This window comes from Neorhizobium sp. BETTINA12A, from assembly GCF_023006485.1.
In the GTDB taxonomy this organism is placed as follows: Bacteria; Pseudomonadota; Alphaproteobacteria; order Rhizobiales; family Rhizobiaceae; genus Neorhizobium.
Map to the genome: position 1 here is coordinate 34,430 of NZ_JALBGW010000027.1, position 17,566 is coordinate 51,995.

A 17,566-nucleotide genomic window follows, 5' to 3' on the forward strand; every position below is an offset into this window, starting at 1 on the left:
ATTGTCAAGATGGCTAAGCTAACTCGTGAAACCGTAATTGCCGAAGCGCTCGATCTGCTCGATGAGGTTGGTCTTGAGGGCATCAGCACGAGACAACTCGCGAAGCGGCTCGGCGTCGAACAACCGTCGCTGTACTGGCATTTTCGCAAGAAGGAGGAACTGCTCGCCGCCATGGCCGAGACTGCGATGGCGCTCCACGCGACCGCTCCGCTTCCAACGCCAGCCGACGATTGGCGTGATTGGTTCCTCGACAACACGCGCAGTTTCCGGCGAACGCTGCTGATGCGCCGCGATGGCGCAAAGCTCCACGCGGGCAGCCGCCCCGGTGTGGCGGACATCGATCGGATCGCGCACAAGATGGCCTTCCTGGTCGCGTCCGGTTTGCCCGAGCGGGACGCTCAGATGGCGATGCTCGCGTCCAGCCGCTTCACCGTCGGAAGCGTGCTCGAGGAACAGGCCGAGGCCAGTCTCGGCGCAACTGCGGACGATTTGATCGGGGTTCCGCAGATAGATCACGAAGCCGCTTTCGAAGAAGGGCTGAAGCTGATTCTTGATGGCCTCGCCGCACGAGTGGAGCGCCGATCAACGAGGGCGACCATCGACCGTCAGATGCGGACCTGATTCAACGCGTCGCTTTCTTGTGAGCGAGATGATCGGCCCGCGGCGCCACTCAGACAGGGGCAGGTCCTGCGAGGTGCGGAGCCGGTTCGCAATACTCAATCAGCAATTCGGTGAGGACCCGTATCTTCCGTGCGGGATGCTGACCTGGCGGGCGGATGACATATGCACCGGCCGGGGGTGGTGGATGACGCGTCATGACCGGCATGAGCGCGCCGGAAGCTATATATTCATGGGTAAGGTAATCGGGCAGGTAAGCGATGCCGAGTCCCGCTGTCGCGGCGGCAACGAGAGCTATGCCGTTGTCGGCCTTGAAGCGACCTTGCGGACGAACCGTGATGATCTTGTCGCCATCCATGAGTTGCCAGGCTTCGGTGCCCTGCATGAGGGCCTCGTGAGCGGCGAGTTCCTCCGGCGTTTCGGGCGACCCGTGCGCCTTGATATAGTCCGGGCTCGCGACGAGCTTCCCATAGATCGGTCCGACGCGCCTTGCGACCAGGTTGGAGTCCTGAAGATAGCCAACTCGTATCGCGCAATCGTATCCCTCCGTGATGAGATCGACGAAGCGATCACTGTAGCAGGTGTGGATTTGGAGCCGGGGGTGGCGTCGCGCCATTTCCGCAAGGATGGGAGCGAAGTGGGTCGGTCCGAAGGAAAGCGGCACGGCAACTCGCAAGCGGCCGCGAAGGTCACCGGCGGGCAGGATTGTTTCCTTGGCAACGTCGATCTCGGCGCAAACTCTGGCTGCATAGTCTCGGAAAGTGGCGCCGGCTTCCGTGAGAGCGGCGCCCCGGGTCGTTCGTGCAAGCAACTGGACGCCAAGTTCCGCTTCAAGCCGGATTAGCCGACGACTGACGATCGACTTGGAGACGCCGAGCCGGAGCGCAGCCGCGGAAACGCCTCCAGCATCAGCAACTTCTACGAAGGTCTGCAGCTCTTCAATGTCCAAATCAGCGTTCCTTATTTCGCGACACAGCTTACCGCCAAAGGGGACTACCGCAACTTGGATAGGAACGGCAATAGTCCTTGCGGGCAACGTGCCCCTGGCACATGTCTCTGAAAAACCAATGCCGCTCACACGGCAGCAAAGGATGTAACAATGACCTTTCGTAATGGCCTTGCTTCGCTTCTTCGTCCCGAAGATTCAGTACTCGTTCTGATCGACCACCAGCCCTACCAGCTCACCAATCTGAATAGCCACGACCCGCAGGCTGTCGTCAACAATGTGACCGCGCTGGCAAAGCTGGCAAGGGCTTTCAATGTTCCGACGATCCTCACCAGCGTGATCGCGGATCGCGGTGGCAAGCTTTTCAAGCAAATCACTGACGTCTTCCCAGGGCAGGAAGTGATCGACCGGACCTGGGTGAATACCTGGGAGGACGAGAAAGTGGTGGACCTGGTCAAGGCGACCGGCCGCAAGCAATTGATCATCGCAGGCCTATGGACCGAAGTTTGCGTAGCGATGCCAGCGATTCAGGCAGCCGGCGAAGGCTGGGACGTGACCGTAATTACCGACGCATCGGGCGGAAGTTCAACCGAGTCTCACCAGGTCGCCATACAGCGGATGATTGCGGCCGGCGTCAACATGATGACCTGGATGGCTCTGGCTGGCGAATGGCAGCGCGACTGGGCTCGCACCGAGCATGTCGAAGAGCTGACTGAAGTGCTCATCTCGCACATGAGCGGCAGCGGCATCGCGTATCTCTGGGAGCAGCAGCTGCTCAACACCCCCGTGCCAAGCAACGCAGGATGATCTGAGCGGGGGTGACGAAAGACTTGAGCGATCCGGCGCCAACATGCTGGCTGCATATCGAGTTGCGTCATCCCCGCTTCACAAGATGGCCGCCCATGCCTGAATGCAGGGCGGCCGGCATGATCAATGACCATTCCTCCAGCGCTACCCGCGACTGCAGCCGGCTCAGCCCGGCTATCCGTCACCCGGGCCGTTTGCGGTCACTCGGCCACCGGATCGCGTCTCCGATGATCGTCCCCAGCGCAACAAGGCGCTCGTGATCAAGGCGATGACCTCGCTATTCCAACGTCATGATGCGTCGGCAGTGGAGTTCTTCTCCGTGACGGATTAGATCCAACACAATCCCAACATTCCCCGAGGTCGCGAGGCGCTGAAGGCGCTTGTTGCTGCACTGTCGAAGGACGTCTATGACGAGCCCGGCCTGATGGTCGCGGAAGGTGCGAGAAATTTGTTACCTTCGTTCGCAAATTCATAAAGGCGGCACACGCTGCCGGTTACCAAAACGTACAGGACGCCTGATTTATGCTTCGCAGCCTCTATAACTGGACGATGGCGCTCAGCGCCCGCAAATCCGCGGCGGTATGGCTTGCCGTCATCGCCTTCGTCGAAAGCTCCGTCTTCCTGGTGCCGGCCGACGTGCTGTTCCTGCCGATGGCGCTTGCCCGGCCGGAGCGCGCCTGGCGCTATGCACTGATCGCCACGGTTTTTTCCGTGCTCGGCGGCATTGCCGGCTGGGGCATCGGTTATTTCGCCTTCGATGCGCTTGCCGAACCGATCCTTCAGTTCTGGGGCAAGCTCGACACCTTCAACGAGCTCAAGGCCGGCATCACGTATGAAGCCGTGGTGCTGATGCTGGTGACGTCGGGCTTCGCGCATCTGCCGCCGATCAAGGTGGTGACGATCCTGTCCGGGGTGGCACATATCAATCTCGGCCTGTTCGTCGTCTCGGCGATCGTCACCCGCGGCGCCCGCTTTTTCCTGCTCGCCTGGCTGCTGCGCCGTTACGGCGAGGACATTCGCCATTTCATCGAGAAGCGGCTGGGCCTGATCGCAATGGCGGTCGCGGCGGTGCTGATCGTCGCTTATGTCGCTTACAAATTCCTGACGCATTGAGGCATTTACGTTTCTTGCCTCTGCCCCGGGGGGTCCGGGATCACGCGTCAGCGGGCAAAATAGCGTAGCTCGTCGCCCTTGCGCCCATCGAAATAAGGCTCTTGCCAGCCGTCGTCAGTGTGGAGAAAACCATGCCCGGTCGAGGCTTTCGGTGGAGTTGCACCGGTCAGCAGCGCCTTTCTGCGCTGCTCCTCGAGGACGGCCCGGTAACGGTAATGGTCCTGGACGTCGAGGACATGCACCGCATAGGCGGCCGCGAGCTGCGGCGCGCCCTTGATGATCAGCATGTTTTCGTCATTGGCATAGGACGCCTTGAAACCGAGATTGTGACTGCCGGTGATCACGACACAATCGGTCTCCGACAGCGGATCGATCACCACGACCTTGTCGTGTATGATCGCAGTCCCCGCCGTCAGCAATTCGCGCTGGAAATCCCCGATCAGGTCTCGGATGGCGCTCGCCCTCACCATCATCACGCGGGGAGCACCCTTCAATTGATAGATGGAAGGCGCCGGTGCCTTGGTAGCCCCATCTTCTTCGTCGGCATCGTCTTCCCGGATCGGAATTTCGTAATTGGGCATCGCCTGTGGCGCGCTGATCGCTCCAAGCACGAGCAGATCGGGTTTCTCGGCGGCGATCTTGACCGCCTCGCCGATGATGCTGTTGCGACCCTGCTGGGCCGGATAAAAACTCAGGAACAGCAAGGCCTGTTTGGCGCCCCGCATCAGGTCGAAGACGTCCTGCATGTCCGGAGGTGTTGCCGGATTCTGGCGCGGAACGCTGACCTTCGACATGTTGGGCGAGAACCAGGCTGTCGCCTTCGCCGGCGGGGCCACCGAAGCAATATCGAGAGGATGCGGGGTCGCCCCATCCGCACGCAGCTGAGGCCCCTGATCGACATTATTCGGCTTGCTCAGCGGAGCCGGCTCCGGAATCACGTCGGCCAAAAGTCGCTGCCAATAACCGAGATAGATCTCGGCGAGCTCCATGTCCTCGATCATCACCGCATTGTTCGTCTGGCCGCAAAGTCCGGTCGACGTCCAGTTGGTGCTGCCGGTCAGCACGGTAATAGGCTCGCCCGTCCTGGAGACCAGCACGCCGAACTTGTTGTGGCCGATATGTTTGCTGTTGTTGAACATCCGGTTCTGCAGACGGTCACCAAGCTTGGCTCGCAATCTGGCGCGTGCAGCCTCGTTGGTCGTATCCCAGGTCTTGCCGTCTTCCGACTTGCCGGCAGTCGAAAGGATCAGGTGGATACGGGCATGATGGATGTCGATGAGGTCGATCAGTTCCTCGTCGTGAAGTTCGTAGAGCGCCAGATAGATATCCGCGTCCAGCTTCTCCGCCAGATCAAAGAAACCTTTGACCGTCTTCAGTGCATCGCCGCCCAGGAACCACCGCAGGGGATCGCGCCGATCCGCAATGCGTCTGAGAACCTCGCTCTTCGATGGCGTCTTACCATCGGGGGTCTTCAATTGCTTCCTCAGATTCTGGGTCGACAGGATGCCGTTGTTGAATGCCACCGTGGCCTTGCCAAAGCGGCCGGTCACCAGCAGTTCATCGGTCAAAACGGGCTCCCCGCAGAAAAAGAGGGGGATCGGGTCACCTTTGTAGCGAGGCTTTCCGGCATCGTCGAGAAAGGGCGCCGTCGCCGAAGGCGGCACAGACAAGCGCCCCGGACCGGCCAAGCCTACCGGTACGACCTCGTAGCGGACCTTGAACTCCCCTTCCCGCAGCACCGTCTCGTTGCGGCTGCGGCGAAGCGTAAGATCGCGCCAGGAAAATTTCTGGATGGGCCAGACGCCGGTATCCTGCTCCTCGCCCTTCGGATTGGACTGCGTGTCGAAAGCGACCCATGCAGGCAGGACACGCCTTGCAACCTCATTGCCGGCAAGATCGAAGTGGATCCGGGTTATCATGAACCCGAGACAATCCTTGATGATCCCGTCAGTCCGCCAAGCCAGATAGCCGACTTCGTTGTTGCACCACGCATTCGCCTTGACGATCCTGGACATGGCCATCCCCTACCCTCTGACCATCTCCTAGCAGATCAAATTCGCGGGAATATTACAATCGCAAATCCATGCGTCGTTTTTATACCCGCCCTGATAGATGGTCGGGAAAGGATGTTTCAGAACCCCATCGATTGCTGCGCCGGTTCCGGCGGTGTCAGGCGTACACCCTCGAGCTCCAGCATGCGGGATTTCGAAGTCGAGCCGCCAGGAGCCGAAAAGCCGCCGATCTTGCCGCCGGCAGCGAGTACACGGTGGCACGGAATGATCAGAGCCACCGGGTTTTTCGCCATTGCCTGGCCGACGTCGCGGGCGGCCTCGGGACCGGCTCCAAGCTGCTTGGCAATTGCGCCATAGGTCGTCGTATGCCCCCAGCCGATCCGGCGGGCGGCGGCATAGATCTGCTTGAAGAAGTCGTCCTGACCATCGAGATCCAGCCTGACCTTCGAGAAATCGACTTCTTCGCCGGAAAAATACCGCTTCACGGCGTCGACAGCTTCGAGCACTTCGGCCGGAGGCGTGCCCGGCTGGGCCTCCGGTAACCGGCGGCGCAGCAGCTTTTCGGTCGAATCCGCGCTTTTGGTCGGGAGCTGGAACCGAGTGATGCCGACATCATTCCAGGCGATGCCGCAGAAGCCGCCGGCAGTTTCAAAAATCAGGTATTGATGCATTGTCATGTATTGATGCATTGTCATGAGGAAACCTCCGCATTGCGATTGACCTTAAAATCGTGCCTTATGCCCAAGGATTCAACCCGTTTCTTGCCTGCAAGGGCGAAGTTCTCGCAGAACTGTCGGTTGAAGTTCCCTGGCCGCTCCTTAAATTTTCCCCCATGAGCGGATCGCAAGCATTGGCTGGAAAAGCGCGCCTGACGGCGGAGAGGCTGCATACGCCTCCCGGCGGCGGACGCTTTGCGATATCGCGCCTGACGCTCGGGCTTTTTCTCGTCGATCAGGACCGCCACCGGATCGCCGTCGGCTCCGACAAACGGCAGCATGTGCCTCTGAAAGCCGGCGAAGGCTGGATCCTGCCGGCGGGTGCGGCGGGTATTTGCGAATATGACGAGGCGCTGTCTTTCCTGAGACTTGAGGTGCCCGAAAACCTGCTCGCCGATGTAGGCTTCGAACGTCATTCGGATTTCAGGCCGGTTATCGGCACTTTCGACCCGCTGCTGGCGCAGCTTGCACACCAAACAGTGTCAATTGCCGGCCATGCGTCGGCGCTCTACCGTGAAACGATGCAATTGGCGCTGGCGGCGCACCTCGCCCAGATCCTGGCTCCTGACCGGCCGAAGCTTGTCGGAATCGACGACAGGCGGCTGCACCGCGCGCTTGCCTACATCCACGAAAACCTTTCGGCCGATCTGTCACTGGAAGACATGGCAGCCGAAGCGGCGATGAGCCGTTTTCATTTCGCGCGGGCATTTACCAGGGCGCTCGGCAAATCGCCACTTCAATACGTCATTCATGAGCGGGTGAAGTTGGCAAAACTGTTCCTGAAGACCACGCGGCTGCCGATCGCCTCCGTTGCGGGCCGGGTCGGTTATGAGGATGTCTCGCGGTTCGGCCAGCATTTCCGTCGCCACACGGGCACGACGCCCGCTGCCTTCAGGGTCGATTGAAGCAATAATCGCATAACGAACGCCAAGATCTGCGCCTGTGCCGCTTCTGCATAACTGCCAAATTCCCGTCATTCTAACCAAGATGGGAGAACGCCATGAAAGCCGCTGCTTTTTCAACCTTCTGCGTGGCGATGATGACCTCCGCCGCCCTCGCGGAGGATATCCAGACCCGAAGCGTTTCCTTCGAGAACCAGGGCGCGGCGCTCGCCGGCACGCTCTATCTGCCACCGGACTACAGAGCCGGTGAGAAACGTCCAGGCGTGGTGGTTAGCGGCGCCTGGACCTCCATCAAGGAGCAGATGTCCGGCCTCTATGCCCGCGAAATGGCGGACCGCGGTTTTGCCGCACTCGCCTTCGATCATCGCGGCTGGGGACAGTCGGGCGGTGAAATCCGCTTCAAGGAGGATCCGGCCGAAAAGACCGGCGACATCGCTGCCGCGGCCGCATTCATGGCGACACTGCCGGAAGTGGATGCGGCCAACATCAACGGGCTCGGCATCTGCGCGTCGGCGGGATACATGGCAGCGGCGGCGACGGGCAATGGCAATTTCGCCGCCATCGCATTGGTCGCACCATGGCTGCACAACCGACAGATCGTCGAGCAGGTCTATGGCGGGCCGGACGGCGTTTCCAAGCTGATCGCCACGTCACGCGAGGCGGTGGCTTCGGAGCGCCGGGGCGAACCAAGGATCGTCACTGCCGCCAGCACGACCGACAAGGCCTCGCTCATGTATCAGGTCCCCTATTACACGGAGGCCAATCGCGGCCTTATCCCGCAATATGACAACCGCTTCAACCTCGCCTCCTGGGAGCCGTGGCTGACCTATGATTCCGTTTCTCTCGGGGCAAAGCTCGACAAGCCGACCTTGATCGTTCATTCGGAGGGAGCTGCCGTGCCGCAGGGTGCGCATGCGTTTTACGCGCTGCTGCCGGGCGAGAAATCGGAACTCTGGCTCGACGGTATCAGTCAGTTCGACTTCTACGACCGATCGGAGCCGGTGACGATTGCGGCGGACGCCGCGGCAGCGCATTTCACCCGCGTCAATGCGATCCGGCAGATCGATCCCGAGGACCGTGCGGCGATCATCGACACGATCATCGATATCGCCGCCGGCGCCGACCGGCATCAATGGGATCGGGTACGTCGCGCCTTCGCCGACGAGGTGACGCTTGACTATACGAGCCTCTGGGGCGGCAAGCCGATTGCCCAACCGGCCGATGAAGTGATCCGGCAATGGTCCGGTTTCCTGCCGGGTTTCGACGAGACGCGGCATCTCGTGACCAATCATACGATCACGGGCTTACAAGGCGAGAAGGCGACCGCCGAGGCCGATTTCCAGGCGACCCATCGCATCGGAACCGATCTCTGGGTGCTGATCGGCAGTTACCGCTACGAGCTCGCCAAGGTTAACGGCAGCTGGAAAATTTCCGCCCTGACCATGATTGCGACGGACGAGACCGGCGACAGGGCGCTCACCCAGCGCGCCGTCGAACGCGCGCCGAAAACCCGCTGAACTTGAGGAGGACCAGGCGGCGGCCGACAGCTTCTTCTGGCAGGCTTATCCGCTAAAGCCGGTGCCGGAGCGGCTCGCAAGTTAACCATGATTGCAATTGTTCCGCATTTGTTCTTTACTCATCCAAGGAGTCTCGCTAAAAATCATTCAACGGCATGAGGTCGCATTACTATGACGGTAGCAAGATGAGCTTGCGCAAGCACGCTAGCCAGCTCTCGTTTCCCTTTGGCGAGAGCTGGCAGCTACCCAACCGGCCAGAACGACGGAAGAGCAAGCTGATGTTCGTGCTCAAGCCTTCCGCTCCCCTCGGTCTCATCATGCATGGCGATGCCATGATTCACGCGACAAACCAGAATACTCGCGATGCCTATCCCGCCGATCTTCTTCATATGAGCCTGCTTTGCATGGAAGAGTTCGATGAGCCGCCCGCGACGCTTATCGAGGCAACCAGGATGGTCATGGCCGGTATCCGGGCAAGGCCTATTCCGATCACCCTCGACAGCAGCGGCCTGTTCGGAGACAGGCGTCACCTCGCCCTGTATCGCGCCAAGGGTAATCCGATTGTCAATCAGTTCGCGCAGATGCTGCGTCATGCCCTCACCCGACACAACCTACCGAATGTCTGGATGGCGGACGCCGCCCCGCATGTGACGCTGATCTATGGCTGCGGCCGAATTGAACCCATGCCTATCGAGCGGAACTACGCCTGGATCGCCGGGGAATTCATGCTGGTCTACAGCCATTATGGCGAAACCCGGCACGAGGAATTCGGGAGATGGAGTTTCGATCCGAATGCCCCTGCTTATCCGATGCGGCCAGAACAGCTCCGCATGACGATTTGACGGAAAAGAATTTCGTGAACATGTCGGGCCGACGGGAGCGCGGGCGTCCTGTGGCCGGTCACCCATTACCAGGAGAGAGCAATTGGTCATCCAGAAACATAAAATCGTGCCCCATCTCTGGTTCGAGAACGACGCCGAAGAAGCGGTCAATTTCTATGTCTCGATATTCGACAATTCAAAGATCACCGATGTCTCGCGCTTTGGCGACGCCGGTCCTGGCTTGAAAGGTTCGGTGATGGCGATGGGCTTCGAACTCGAAGGGCAGAGCTTTGCCGCGATCAACGGCGGACCTTTGGCGAAGTTCAACGGCGCGGTTTCCTTCCTTGTCCATTGCGAGACGCAGGATGAGATCGACCATTATTACGGCAAGCTCGTCGAAGGTGGCCAGCAGCAGCCCTGCGGATGGCTGACGGATCGTTTCGGCCTCGTCTGGCAGGTCAACTATGCCAGGATGGCGACAATGCTGACGGATAGCGACAACGCCCGCGCCAGTCGTGTCATGCAGGCCATGTTCTCGATGAAAAAGATCGAAATTGCCAAACTGGACGCTGCCTACGCGGGGTGACGCAACGCCACCCGCCGATATCAGACCTTGATCGCGAGGCGCAGCCCACCCCAGTGACGCCCGTTGACGGTGATCGGAGCGGAAATGTCCTTCATCAGCACGAACTGGCCGCCGCCCATGTCTCGACGGTAGGTCTGCAGCAGGAAAGGTTCCTTGTTGCGACCGGCCGCCAGGCCGACACGGTCGTTGAAGATGCGCCGGTTGCGGCAGTTGGCGGTATTCCAGGTCACGTCGCCGGGACGCTGGCGCTGCGAAAATTTTCGATTATGGGTCGGCAGATAGCCGTTTTCGTCGATGGCCGCACAAAATGCCACCTGCGGGTCGCTTTCGGCTGCTTGTTCCTGGATCGGCGGCAGGACGGCGTCGGTGAACTCCGTAAAGCGCGTCATGTATTGCACGGGATCGCTGCCGGGGATCGCCGCGTATTGCCGATCGAACAGGGCGCCAAGATCGATGCGGCCGGATTTGACGGCCGCCTCGAAGACGGACGAAACCTCGGCGGCATAGGCCATCACGGCGCGGATATGGGGGCTGTCCGGCGTCTCGATGCCGACGCTCGCCGTCGTCTGGATCATCCGTTCGGAAATCGTCACCACCTCGCCGACGCGGGAAGAGGTCTGCTGCAGCTGGTCGTTGGATTTCAGGATCGCGCTTGCGGCGGAAGCGATCGAAGAGGCGAACTCGCCGCATTGCCGGTCGACGGTCTCGGTGGTCCCGGCAAGCGAAGACGCGTTGTCGAGGATCTGGGTCATGACGCCTTCGACGCCCTTGAATGAGCCCTGGACCTTCATCGCGGTCGTCTTGACGCCCTCGGCCGACTGGCTGGCGCCTTCGCCGGCCGTCACCAGCCGATCGATGCGGCTGTTCAGTTGATCGAGCGTGACCTGGATCGAACTTGTGGTCTGGGAAGTCTGTAACGAAAGCGCCCGCACTTCCGCGGCGACAACCGCAAAACCCTTGCCGGCTTCGCCCGCACGGGCCGCTTCGATCGCGGCATTCAGCGCCAGGAGGTTCGTCTGCCGGGCGATCATGCCGATCGCGTCCGCCAAACGACCAACGTCTCCGAGCGCCGTGGAAAACAGCTTGATCTCGGCGCCGATTTCCTGGGAGGCGTGCACCATGTGATCGATCGCCGTGATCGAGCCGGAAAGCTGCTCAGCCTGCTCGCCGAGCACCTTGCGAGCGTTCGCGGTCAGCTTGTCGGATTCCTGGAGGGAACGGGCAACATGGCCATTGGCGTCCGCGATCGATTGAGCGGACTGGGTCAGGCGACCAAGCAATTTCGCATGTTCCGAGGATTGCGTCGCCGTATCCTGGATGGCGCCGGCGATATCGACCAGATGAAGGCCGAGCGCGGAAGCCTCGTTTGCAAGCTTGGCGACGGATCGCTTCAACGCCTCGCCGTCGACAGCCACGGGCTCAGACGGCACTTCTTCCCTGACAACCTGTCCGACCAAATCCACATCTCCCGAATATTAGGGGAATATAGGATATCTATGGTTAACGGACAGTTGCCGCGGGTATCTCGCAAAGACATATACTTTAGGCTGAGATACGACACCCCCTCCCGGCCGGATAAGGCGGGAAAGACGGATTAGCCGAGACGATCGAAAGCCTTCGGATCGATGCCGAGGGTGGTCAGGTCGACGTTGCTCGGACGACGATGGTTTTCAACGGCAGCCGAAACCGAGATTGCGGCGCTCATAACTGCAAAGGCGCGGCCAATGGCGCTGCCACGGGTCTTCTTCTGTACGGACATGTGAAACTCTCCTTTTCGTTCTGCTAAGATATGATGTCTGTGCTGTTTTTGTGCAATGCACAACGAAACAGAGGAGCCATGCAACTGTCACATAACAACCGTTAACCACGCCGGATGGCTTGCGTGGCGAGGGTTGTGCTTGGTATCGGTCGAGCCCAAATGAAGAGGCTTCGATGGCAATCACGATCTACGGCATCAAGAACTGCGACACGATGAAGAAGGCGCGCGACTGGCTCGACCGCAAGGGCGTCACGTACACTTTTCACGATTACAAGGCTGAAGGGATCGACCGGGCGCATCTCGATACCTGGACGGACCGCGTCGGCTGGGAAATCGTGCTCAACCGCGCCGGCACCACGTTCAAGAAGCTCGACGAAACAGACAAGGCAAACCTCAATCGGGAGAAGGCGATCGCGCTGATGCTTGCCCAACCTTCGATGATCAAACGGCCGGTGCTGGAAGCGGAGGGAAAGCTGATCGTCGGCTTCAAGCCGGAGATTTACGAAGAAGCCTTTTCCGAGATCTGAATCCAGGATTCGAGCCATGTCCAAGACAACCCGCGCCACCCAGATGCTCGAAAAGGCCGGTATCGCCTTTGCCACCGTCACCTATGACTACGACCCGAATGCGGACCGGATCGGGATGCAGGCGGCGGAGGCGATCGGCGAGGAGCCGCGCCGTGTCCTGAAGACGCTGATGGCGGAAGTGGACGGCAAAGCGGTCTGCGTCGTGGTACCGTCGGACCGTGAAGTCTCGATGAAGAAGCTTGCAGTGGCATTCGGCGGTAAGTCGGCGAACATGATGAAGCCCGCCGATGCCGAACGGGCGACCGGTTATCATGTCGGCGGCATCAGCCCCTTCGGCCAGAAGAAACTGGTGCCGACCGCGATCGAGATCACCGCGCTCGACGAGCCGCATGTCTTCATCAATGGCGGCCAACGCGGACTGCAGGTGCGGCTCGACCCGAAGGCGGCCCGCGACGCACTGAAGGCGGTCGCAGCGCCGCTGGTGGCATGATGGTGATCATGAGTGAAATGACTTCGACCCTTCGAATTCTCGAGCCCTATCCCGGCATCTTCGCCTATTACGACGGCCGGGTGCCCGGCAAACGGCTGCATGCGAAAAGCGCAAACTGGCTGGACGACGGCGCCTATTCGCTGGGCGTCGCGTCCTATGCGATCATCGATCAAGGCGAGGCGCTAGTCTATGACACCCATATCTCGCTCAGTCACGCCAAGGCGATCCGCACCCATCTGGAAGGGCTCGGCGTCAGGAAGATCCGCGTCGCGCTCAGCCACTGGCACAAGGATCATATTGCTGGAAACGCGATCTTTGCCGATTGCGAGATCATCGCGCTGACGCTGACGGCCGAGAAGCTGAAAGAAAACCGCGAGAAGATCGAAAGCGCCAATCCACCGATCTCACCTCTCATCATGCCGACGACGCTGTTCGATGGCCAGCTCGATCTCACGGTCGGCCGCCGTCGGATCGAGCTGCATCATTTCGCCATCCACAGCGCCGACGGCAACGTGATCTGGCTGCCGCAAGAACGGCTTCTGTTCGCCGGCGACACGCTGGAAGACACCGTCACCTATATTTCGGAAGCGGCCGAGATCGGTACGCATATCGGCGAACTCGCGCGGATGGCCTCCTGGCCGATCGCAAAAATCCTGCCGGCGCATGGCGATGCGGAGCGTATCGCGGCGGGCGGTTATGGGCCGGACCTGATCGACGCCAACCGCGCCTATCTGCGCCGTATGGCGGGCGCGATCGCCGCCGGCAAGGATATCGATCCCTCGCTGAAGTCGCTCGTCGCAGAAGAAATCGCCTCGGGCGCCGTGCTTTATTTCGCGCCTTACGAAGAGGTTCATGCGAGCAACATTGCCGCGGTCAAGGCGGCGCTGCAGCGCTGACCGGCCAGACGAACCGGCCGGATCAAACCATCACGGCCATTTCGCCGACCATTGCTTGAGGGCGGCAAGCGCCGGTGCCGGCCATCTGCGGACCGCCGGACGCAGGATGATCTTCTTTCCCATCGGCTTCCAGGCGAGATAAAGCTTTCTCGCCGAAATATCGGCGGCGACCAGCGCCTCGACCTCGGTGCACATATGCGGCATGCAGGCTTCACCGATATAAAAACCGTTCTTGAACGCTCCGCTGCCGGGTCCGGTGATGGAGTTCTCGAATTCCTGTCGATGCTCGCCAAGCATGGCGTTTGCCGTATCGGCGATCGGACCAATGCCGAGAAGTTCGGAAGGGTGCTCCGCCTTCTTCATGTCATCCCACCCCATCGTCGCATTCGGCTGGAAGGCGACCTTGCCTGCCTCGGCGAAACCTTTTCCGGGCGTCCAGGTCCAGCGCAGGCTCGGCTGTCCGGGGATGGCTTCGGTTGCAAGCAGAAGGTGATCGCCCTCTGCCGCAATCGAAGCGGCACCGCGGCAATCGTCCATCGGCTCGTCGACGCGCGGCTCTCCGCCCGGTGGAAACGAGACGACCAGGGGTGAACCCGGGCATGCGTTGCCGCCGTCCGAACTCACCACCACGACGAATGGTACGCCCGCGACCAAACCGACATTGTCGATCAGCAGGAAGCGATTGGAATGGACCTGCCTGCCGTCGATCGTCAGTTTCTCCTCATCGGCATCGGATGTGATGGCCACCTGATGGTCGAACATGGTCGCTGCAAAATCTGCCGAGAGACTGACGGAGGCCGAGGCGCCGAAGAGAACGGCGCATAACAAGGCGGTTTTCATGAACTTGGATCCCTGAGCTTCAATTTTGCCCCAAACCTCTTTAAGTCTCTTCGATGACAGAAATCAGGTGAGGTCTCTCATGACAATCGTGCCGAATTTTCAAACCGTCGTCGATCCTCAAAAGCTCGAAAAGCTGGCGGAAGTGGCCATCAAGGTGGGCTTGCGCCTCGAGAAGGGCCAGGATCTGGTGATCACCGCACCGATCGCCGCCCTGCCGCTCGTGCGGCTGATCACCAAACACGCCTATATGGCCGGCGCCGGCATCGTCACGACCTTCTATTCCGACGAGGAAACGACGCTGGCGCGCTACGAATATGCGCCAGACAGCAGCTTCGACAAGGCATCCGGCTGGCTCTATGACGGCATGGCCCAGGCCTATGCCAACGGCGCCGCACGACTTGCCATTTCCGGCGACAACCCGATGATGCTCTCCGGCCAGGACCCGGCCAAGGTGGCGCGCGCCAACAAGGCCAATTCCATGGCCTACAAGCCGGCGCTCGAAAAGATCGCCAACTTCGACATCAACTGGAACATCGTTTCCTACCCCAACCCTTCCTGGGCGCGCCAGGTCTTTCCCGACGTTCCGGAAGACGTGGCGGTCGGCAAGCTGGCGGACGCGATCTTCGCCGCCTCGCGCGTCGATCTCGCCGATCCGGTCGCGGCATGGGCCGAACACAACGGCAATCTCAAGAAGCGCTCCACCTGGCTCAACGGCGAGCGCTTTGCCGCCCTCCACTTCACCGGCCCGGGCACCGACCTGACGGTCGGCCTTGCCGACGGCCACGAATGGCACGGCGGCGCCTCAACGGCCAAGAACGGTATTACCTGCAACCCCAACATCCCGACCGAAGAGGTCTTCACCACGCCGCATGCGCTGAAGGTCGAAGGCCATGTCTCCAGCACCAAGCCGCTCTCGCACCAGGGCACGCTGATCGACAATATTCAGGTGAAGTTCGAAGGCGGCCGGATCGTCGAGGCGAAGGCTTCGAAGGGCGAGGAAGTGCTGAACAAGGTTCTGGATACGGACGAAGGCGCCCGCAGGCTCGGCGAAGTGGCCTTGGTGCCGCATTCCTCGCCGATCTCCAGGAGCGGCATCCTGTTCTACAACACCCTGTTCGACGAAAACGCCTCCTGCCACATCGCGCTCGGCCAGTGCTATTCGAAATGCTTCCTCGACGGTGCGTCGCTCAGCCAGGGCCAGATCAAGGCACAGGGCGGCAATTCGAGCCTGATCCACATCGACTGGATGATCGGCTCCGACAAGGTCGATATCGACGGTCTGCGCGCCGATGGCACCAAGGTGCCGGTGATGCGCAAGGGCGAGTGGGCCTGATTATCTCATGATCCGTTGACCATATGTAGTTTTTAAACTACATATGGTCCGTGTTCGAGCTCAAGCAGACGGAAACGTTTCTGAAATGGCGCACGCGTCTGAAGGGCGAGCGTGCTCGCGCATTGATAGCCTCGCGTCTGGACCGGCTCGCTTTCGGGCATGCCGGAGATGTGGCCCCCGTCGGTGAAGGTGTCAGCGAACTGCGCATCCATCATGGGCCGGGTTACCGCGTCTATTTTCAGCAGCGCGGTGACATCCTAATCGTTCTTCTGTGCGGTGGCGACAAAAGCAGCCAGGCAAAGGACATCAAGGCTGCAAAGCGCCTGGCGATGGAATGGAGTGAGTGATGGCTGAAAAACTAACCGTTTACGATCCAGCCGAAGACCTGGGCTCCGATCAGGCGATTGCGGCATTTATGGCCGAAGCTTTCGAGACGGAGGACGCGGCCTACATTGCGCATGCCTTAGGGGTGGTTGCCCGTGCCAAGGGGATGATGCAGATTGCCAAAGACACCGGTCTTTCCCGAGAGCAGCTCTATCGTTCCTTTAGCGCCACCGGAAACCCGACGCTCAAGACGACGATTGCAGTGATGAAATCGTTGGGGATCGAGTTGACCGCCAAGGCCCATTCCTGATCAGGCCGAGGCCAAGACCGTCGCTATCGCCGATGTGGGCCGAACGGCCTATCGCAGCGCCTGGAGCGCCGTCTTCACGCGCTCCAGATGCCGCCGGCGCTTTTCGTCGGTGGTCCGGTCCATGTCGTGCAGCGCCAGCATGCGGAAATCGACTTTTCTATTGCAGAAGATCGCAATGCCGCGCCTGAGTTGGCGGCGTACGGGGTCTCCCATATAGAACTTCACGACCCACCAGGGCGAACCTGTGGTCGTGAAGGCCCAGAAATGGCGAATATTGGTGAGCAGAGGCACGATCCGTCCGCCTGCCTTGTCGTGGCGGAAAGCGACGCCTGGCGCGAAGACCCGGTCGAAGAAACCCTTCAGCACCGCCGGCAGGTTGAACCACCATTGCGGAAAGACCAATATCAGCGCCTCGGCCTTCTGCAGCCGCGCCACGAAATCCGCCACCTCCGATGTATCATAGGGCACATCGAAGTAAGCGCGCCGTTCGTGTTCCGTCAGCCGCGGATCAAAACTCTCCGAACAGAGATCGAGCAGGTCCACCGTATGGCCGTTCGCCTCTAGCGTCTCGCGCGCCGCGCGGGCAACCGAATGCGCAAAACTTTCCGGCAGCGGATGGGCAAGCACCAGGAGCACATGCATCAGAAGAGCGTGCCCTGTTTTGGCGCGCCTCCGGGCGGCTCCGGTTTCGCCGGTCGCTTCTTGGGCTGAGGCGCCGCAACGGGAGGATCGGCCAATTCGCCGCCCTCACCTGTCACCGCCGTAATCCGGCCGTCGGCAAATTCCACGGAGATCGCCTGCCCCTCGCCAATGCCGGCAGCGCGTGTCAGCGGCCGGTCGTCCTCGCCGCGCACCACGGCAAAGCCGCGCTTCAGCACGTTCTTGTAGGAGAGCGATTGCAGCACGCGGTCCTGCGCGGTGATCGCCGCACGGCTGCGGATCAGCGTGTGCGAGATCGCCGTATCCGCATGACGGGCCATCGACGTGAGGTGCAGGCGCTCGCGCTGCAACTGGCCGAGCAATCTTGCCGGGAGCGCCGAAAGCGATGC

21 protein-coding genes are annotated in these 17,566 nt (G+C 60.6%); 13 read left to right on the forward strand and 8 right to left on the reverse strand.

The features are described from left to right. The first annotated feature begins 9 nt into the window (after window positions 1-9). A complete protein-coding gene (locus MOV61_RS10295; protein ID WP_247136503.1) occupies window positions 10-621 on the forward strand; it encodes a TetR/AcrR family transcriptional regulator C-terminal domain-containing protein in 612 nt (203 codons plus the stop codon). 49 nt (window positions 622-670) lie between these two features. On the opposite strand, the gene MOV61_RS10300 is transcribed toward MOV61_RS10295, so the two are convergent. Continuing rightward, the gene (locus MOV61_RS10300; protein ID WP_247136504.1) at window positions 671-1,567 is read right to left on the reverse strand and encodes a LysR family transcriptional regulator; all 897 of its coding nucleotides are present in this window, start codon (window positions 1,565-1,567) and stop codon (window positions 671-673) included. Between the two features lie 150 nt (window positions 1,568-1,717). Between MOV61_RS10300 and MOV61_RS10305 the strand changes: the two genes are divergently transcribed. Together MOV61_RS10305 and MOV61_RS10310 are read left to right on the forward strand one after the other, a co-directional pair. Further along, window positions 1,718-2,371, forward strand: a complete 654-nt coding sequence (locus MOV61_RS10305) for a hydrolase (RefSeq protein ID WP_247031629.1) — start codon at window positions 1,718-1,720, stop codon at window positions 2,369-2,371. A gap of 522 nt (window positions 2,372-2,893) precedes the next feature. Further along, on the forward strand, window positions 2,894-3,484 hold the full coding sequence (locus tag MOV61_RS10310; protein WP_247136505.1) for a YqaA family protein: 591 nt from the start codon (window positions 2,894-2,896) through the stop codon (window positions 3,482-3,484). Between the two features lie 47 nt (window positions 3,485-3,531). Here the strand turns inward: MOV61_RS10310 and MOV61_RS10315 are convergent, their stop codons facing one another. Next, entirely contained in the window at window positions 3,532-5,499 is a 1,968-nt protein-coding gene (locus MOV61_RS10315) for a phospholipase D-like domain-containing protein (RefSeq protein ID WP_247136506.1), read from the reverse strand. A gap of 116 nt (window positions 5,500-5,615) precedes the next feature. After that, window positions 5,616-6,173 carry a methylated-DNA--[protein]-cysteine S-methyltransferase gene (locus MOV61_RS10320; RefSeq protein ID WP_247136520.1) on the reverse strand — a complete coding sequence of 186 codons (558 nt, stop codon included), beginning with the start codon at window positions 6,171-6,173 and terminating at the stop codon, window positions 5,616-5,618. 173 nt (window positions 6,174-6,346) lie between these two features. On the opposite strand from MOV61_RS10320, the gene MOV61_RS10325 reads away from it, so the two are divergent. The 4 genes from MOV61_RS10325 to MOV61_RS10340 all read left to right on the forward strand — a co-directional run bounded on the left by MOV61_RS10325 (window position 6,347) and on the right by MOV61_RS10340 (window position 10,038). Continuing rightward, window positions 6,347-7,117, forward strand: a complete 771-nt coding sequence (locus MOV61_RS10325; protein ID WP_247136507.1) for a helix-turn-helix domain-containing protein — start codon at window positions 6,347-6,349, stop codon at window positions 7,115-7,117. Window positions 7,118-7,212: 95 nt separating this feature from the next. After that, window positions 7,213-8,631, forward strand: coding sequence for a nuclear transport factor 2 family protein (locus tag MOV61_RS10330; protein ID WP_247136508.1), 1,419 nt, complete (start codon window positions 7,213-7,215; stop codon window positions 8,629-8,631). Window positions 8,632-8,909: 278 nt separating this feature from the next. Then, window positions 8,910-9,473 (forward strand): 2'-5' RNA ligase family protein, encoded by a 564-nt coding sequence (locus MOV61_RS10335; protein ID WP_051899997.1) that lies wholly within the window; start codon window positions 8,910-8,912, stop codon window positions 9,471-9,473. Between the two features lie 82 nt (window positions 9,474-9,555). Continuing rightward, entirely contained in the window at window positions 9,556-10,038 is a 483-nt protein-coding gene (locus tag MOV61_RS10340) for a VOC family protein (RefSeq protein WP_244447458.1), read from the forward strand. Between the two features lie 20 nt (window positions 10,039-10,058). On the opposite strand, the gene MOV61_RS10345 is transcribed toward MOV61_RS10340, so the two are convergent. Next, window positions 10,059-11,495, reverse strand: a complete 1,437-nt coding sequence (locus tag MOV61_RS10345; protein ID WP_247136509.1) for a methyl-accepting chemotaxis protein — start codon at window positions 11,493-11,495, stop codon at window positions 10,059-10,061. 137 nt (window positions 11,496-11,632) lie between these two features. Continuing rightward, complete coding sequence (locus MOV61_RS10350) at window positions 11,633-11,797, reverse strand: hypothetical protein (protein ID WP_173426764.1); 165 nt, start codon at window positions 11,795-11,797, stop codon at window positions 11,633-11,635. Between the two features lie 173 nt (window positions 11,798-11,970). Between MOV61_RS10350 and MOV61_RS10355 the strand changes: the two genes are divergently transcribed. The 3 genes from MOV61_RS10355 to MOV61_RS10365 are packed head-to-tail and all read left to right on the forward strand — an operon-like array spanning window position 11,971 to window position 13,710. After that, complete coding sequence (locus tag MOV61_RS10355; RefSeq protein ID WP_247136510.1) at window positions 11,971-12,324, forward strand: ArsC family reductase; 354 nt, start codon at window positions 11,971-11,973, stop codon at window positions 12,322-12,324. Window positions 12,325-12,340: 16 nt separating this feature from the next. Continuing rightward, window positions 12,341-12,814, forward strand: a complete 474-nt coding sequence (gene ybaK, locus MOV61_RS10360; RefSeq protein ID WP_247136511.1) for a Cys-tRNA(Pro) deacylase — start codon at window positions 12,341-12,343, stop codon at window positions 12,812-12,814. A gap of 8 nt (window positions 12,815-12,822) precedes the next feature. Beyond that, entirely contained in the window at window positions 12,823-13,710 is an 888-nt protein-coding gene (locus MOV61_RS10365; RefSeq protein ID WP_247136512.1) for an MBL fold metallo-hydrolase, read from the forward strand. A 30-nt stretch (window positions 13,711-13,740) separates the two neighbouring features. Here MOV61_RS10365 and MOV61_RS10370 read toward each other — a convergent pair whose 3' ends face one another. Further along, window positions 13,741-14,550 carry a hypothetical protein gene (locus tag MOV61_RS10370; protein WP_247136513.1) on the reverse strand — a complete coding sequence of 270 codons (810 nt, stop codon included), beginning with the start codon at window positions 14,548-14,550 and terminating at the stop codon, window positions 13,741-13,743. A gap of 79 nt (window positions 14,551-14,629) precedes the next feature. Here MOV61_RS10370 and MOV61_RS10375 point away from each other — a divergent pair, with 79 nt between their 5' ends. Genes MOV61_RS10375 through MOV61_RS10385 form a run of 3 tightly spaced genes read left to right on the forward strand, consistent with a single transcriptional unit; the run spans window position 14,630 to window position 16,517 of the window. After that, window positions 14,630-15,883: an aminopeptidase gene (locus MOV61_RS10375; protein ID WP_247136514.1), complete on the forward strand. Its 1,254-nt coding sequence runs from the start codon at window positions 14,630-14,632 to the stop codon at window positions 15,881-15,883. A 50-nt stretch (window positions 15,884-15,933) separates the two neighbouring features. Beyond that, a complete protein-coding gene (locus MOV61_RS10380) occupies window positions 15,934-16,230 on the forward strand; it encodes a type II toxin-antitoxin system RelE/ParE family toxin (RefSeq protein WP_247136515.1) in 297 nt (98 codons plus the stop codon). After that, complete coding sequence (locus MOV61_RS10385) at window positions 16,230-16,517, forward strand: addiction module antidote protein (RefSeq protein ID WP_038548338.1); 288 nt, start codon at window positions 16,230-16,232, stop codon at window positions 16,515-16,517. The genes MOV61_RS10380 and MOV61_RS10385 overlap by 1 nt, the downstream gene beginning before the upstream one ends. A 48-nt stretch (window positions 16,518-16,565) precedes the next feature. On the opposite strand, the gene MOV61_RS10390 is transcribed toward MOV61_RS10385, so the two are convergent. Both MOV61_RS10390 and MOV61_RS10395 read right to left on the reverse strand, forming a co-directional pair. After that, entirely contained in the window at window positions 16,566-17,159 is a 594-nt protein-coding gene (locus MOV61_RS10390) for an NAD(P)H-dependent oxidoreductase (RefSeq protein ID WP_247136516.1), read from the reverse strand. Then, on the reverse strand, window positions 17,159-17,566 hold a 408-nt coding region (locus MOV61_RS10395; protein WP_309493799.1), incomplete at its 5' end, for an exodeoxyribonuclease VII large subunit. The genes MOV61_RS10395 and MOV61_RS10390, both read right to left, overlap by 1 nt.

Bases quoted from the DNA above. Each gene is read 5' to 3' on its own strand.
- MOV61_RS10295 (WP_247136503.1), top strand. From the start codon at position 10: ATGGCTAAGCTAACTCGTGAAACCGTAATTGCCGAAGCGCTCGATCTG.
- MOV61_RS10305 (WP_247031629.1), top strand. From the start codon at position 1,718: ATGACCTTTCGTAATGGCCTTGCTTCGCTTCTTCGTCCCGAAGATTCA.
- MOV61_RS10310 (WP_247136505.1), top strand. From the start codon at position 2,894: ATGCTTCGCAGCCTCTATAACTGGACGATGGCGCTCAGCGCCCGCAAA.
- MOV61_RS10315 (WP_247136506.1), bottom strand. From the start codon at position 5,499: ATGTCCAGGATCGTCAAGGCGAATGCGTGGTGCAACAACGAAGTCGGC.
- MOV61_RS10320 (WP_247136520.1), bottom strand. From the start codon at position 6,173: ATGACAATGCATCAATACCTGATTTTTGAAACTGCCGGCGGCTTCTGC.
- MOV61_RS10330 (WP_247136508.1), top strand. From the start codon at position 7,213: ATGAAAGCCGCTGCTTTTTCAACCTTCTGCGTGGCGATGATGACCTCC.
- MOV61_RS10335 (WP_051899997.1), top strand. From the start codon at position 8,910: ATGTTCGTGCTCAAGCCTTCCGCTCCCCTCGGTCTCATCATGCATGGC.
- MOV61_RS10350 (WP_173426764.1), bottom strand. From the start codon at position 11,797: ATGTCCGTACAGAAGAAGACCCGTGGCAGCGCCATTGGCCGCGCCTTT.
- MOV61_RS10355 (WP_247136510.1), top strand. From the start codon at position 11,971: ATGGCAATCACGATCTACGGCATCAAGAACTGCGACACGATGAAGAAG.
- ybaK (WP_247136511.1), top strand. From the start codon at position 12,341: ATGTCCAAGACAACCCGCGCCACCCAGATGCTCGAAAAGGCCGGTATC.
- MOV61_RS10365 (WP_247136512.1), top strand. From the start codon at position 12,823: ATGAGTGAAATGACTTCGACCCTTCGAATTCTCGAGCCCTATCCCGGC.
- MOV61_RS10370 (WP_247136513.1), bottom strand. From the start codon at position 14,550: ATGAAAACCGCCTTGTTATGCGCCGTTCTCTTCGGCGCCTCGGCCTCC.
- MOV61_RS10375 (WP_247136514.1), top strand. From the start codon at position 14,630: ATGACAATCGTGCCGAATTTTCAAACCGTCGTCGATCCTCAAAAGCTC.
- MOV61_RS10385 (WP_038548338.1), top strand. From the start codon at position 16,230: ATGGCTGAAAAACTAACCGTTTACGATCCAGCCGAAGACCTGGGCTCC.
- MOV61_RS10390 (WP_247136516.1), bottom strand. From the start codon at position 17,159: ATGCATGTGCTCCTGGTGCTTGCCCATCCGCTGCCGGAAAGTTTTGCG.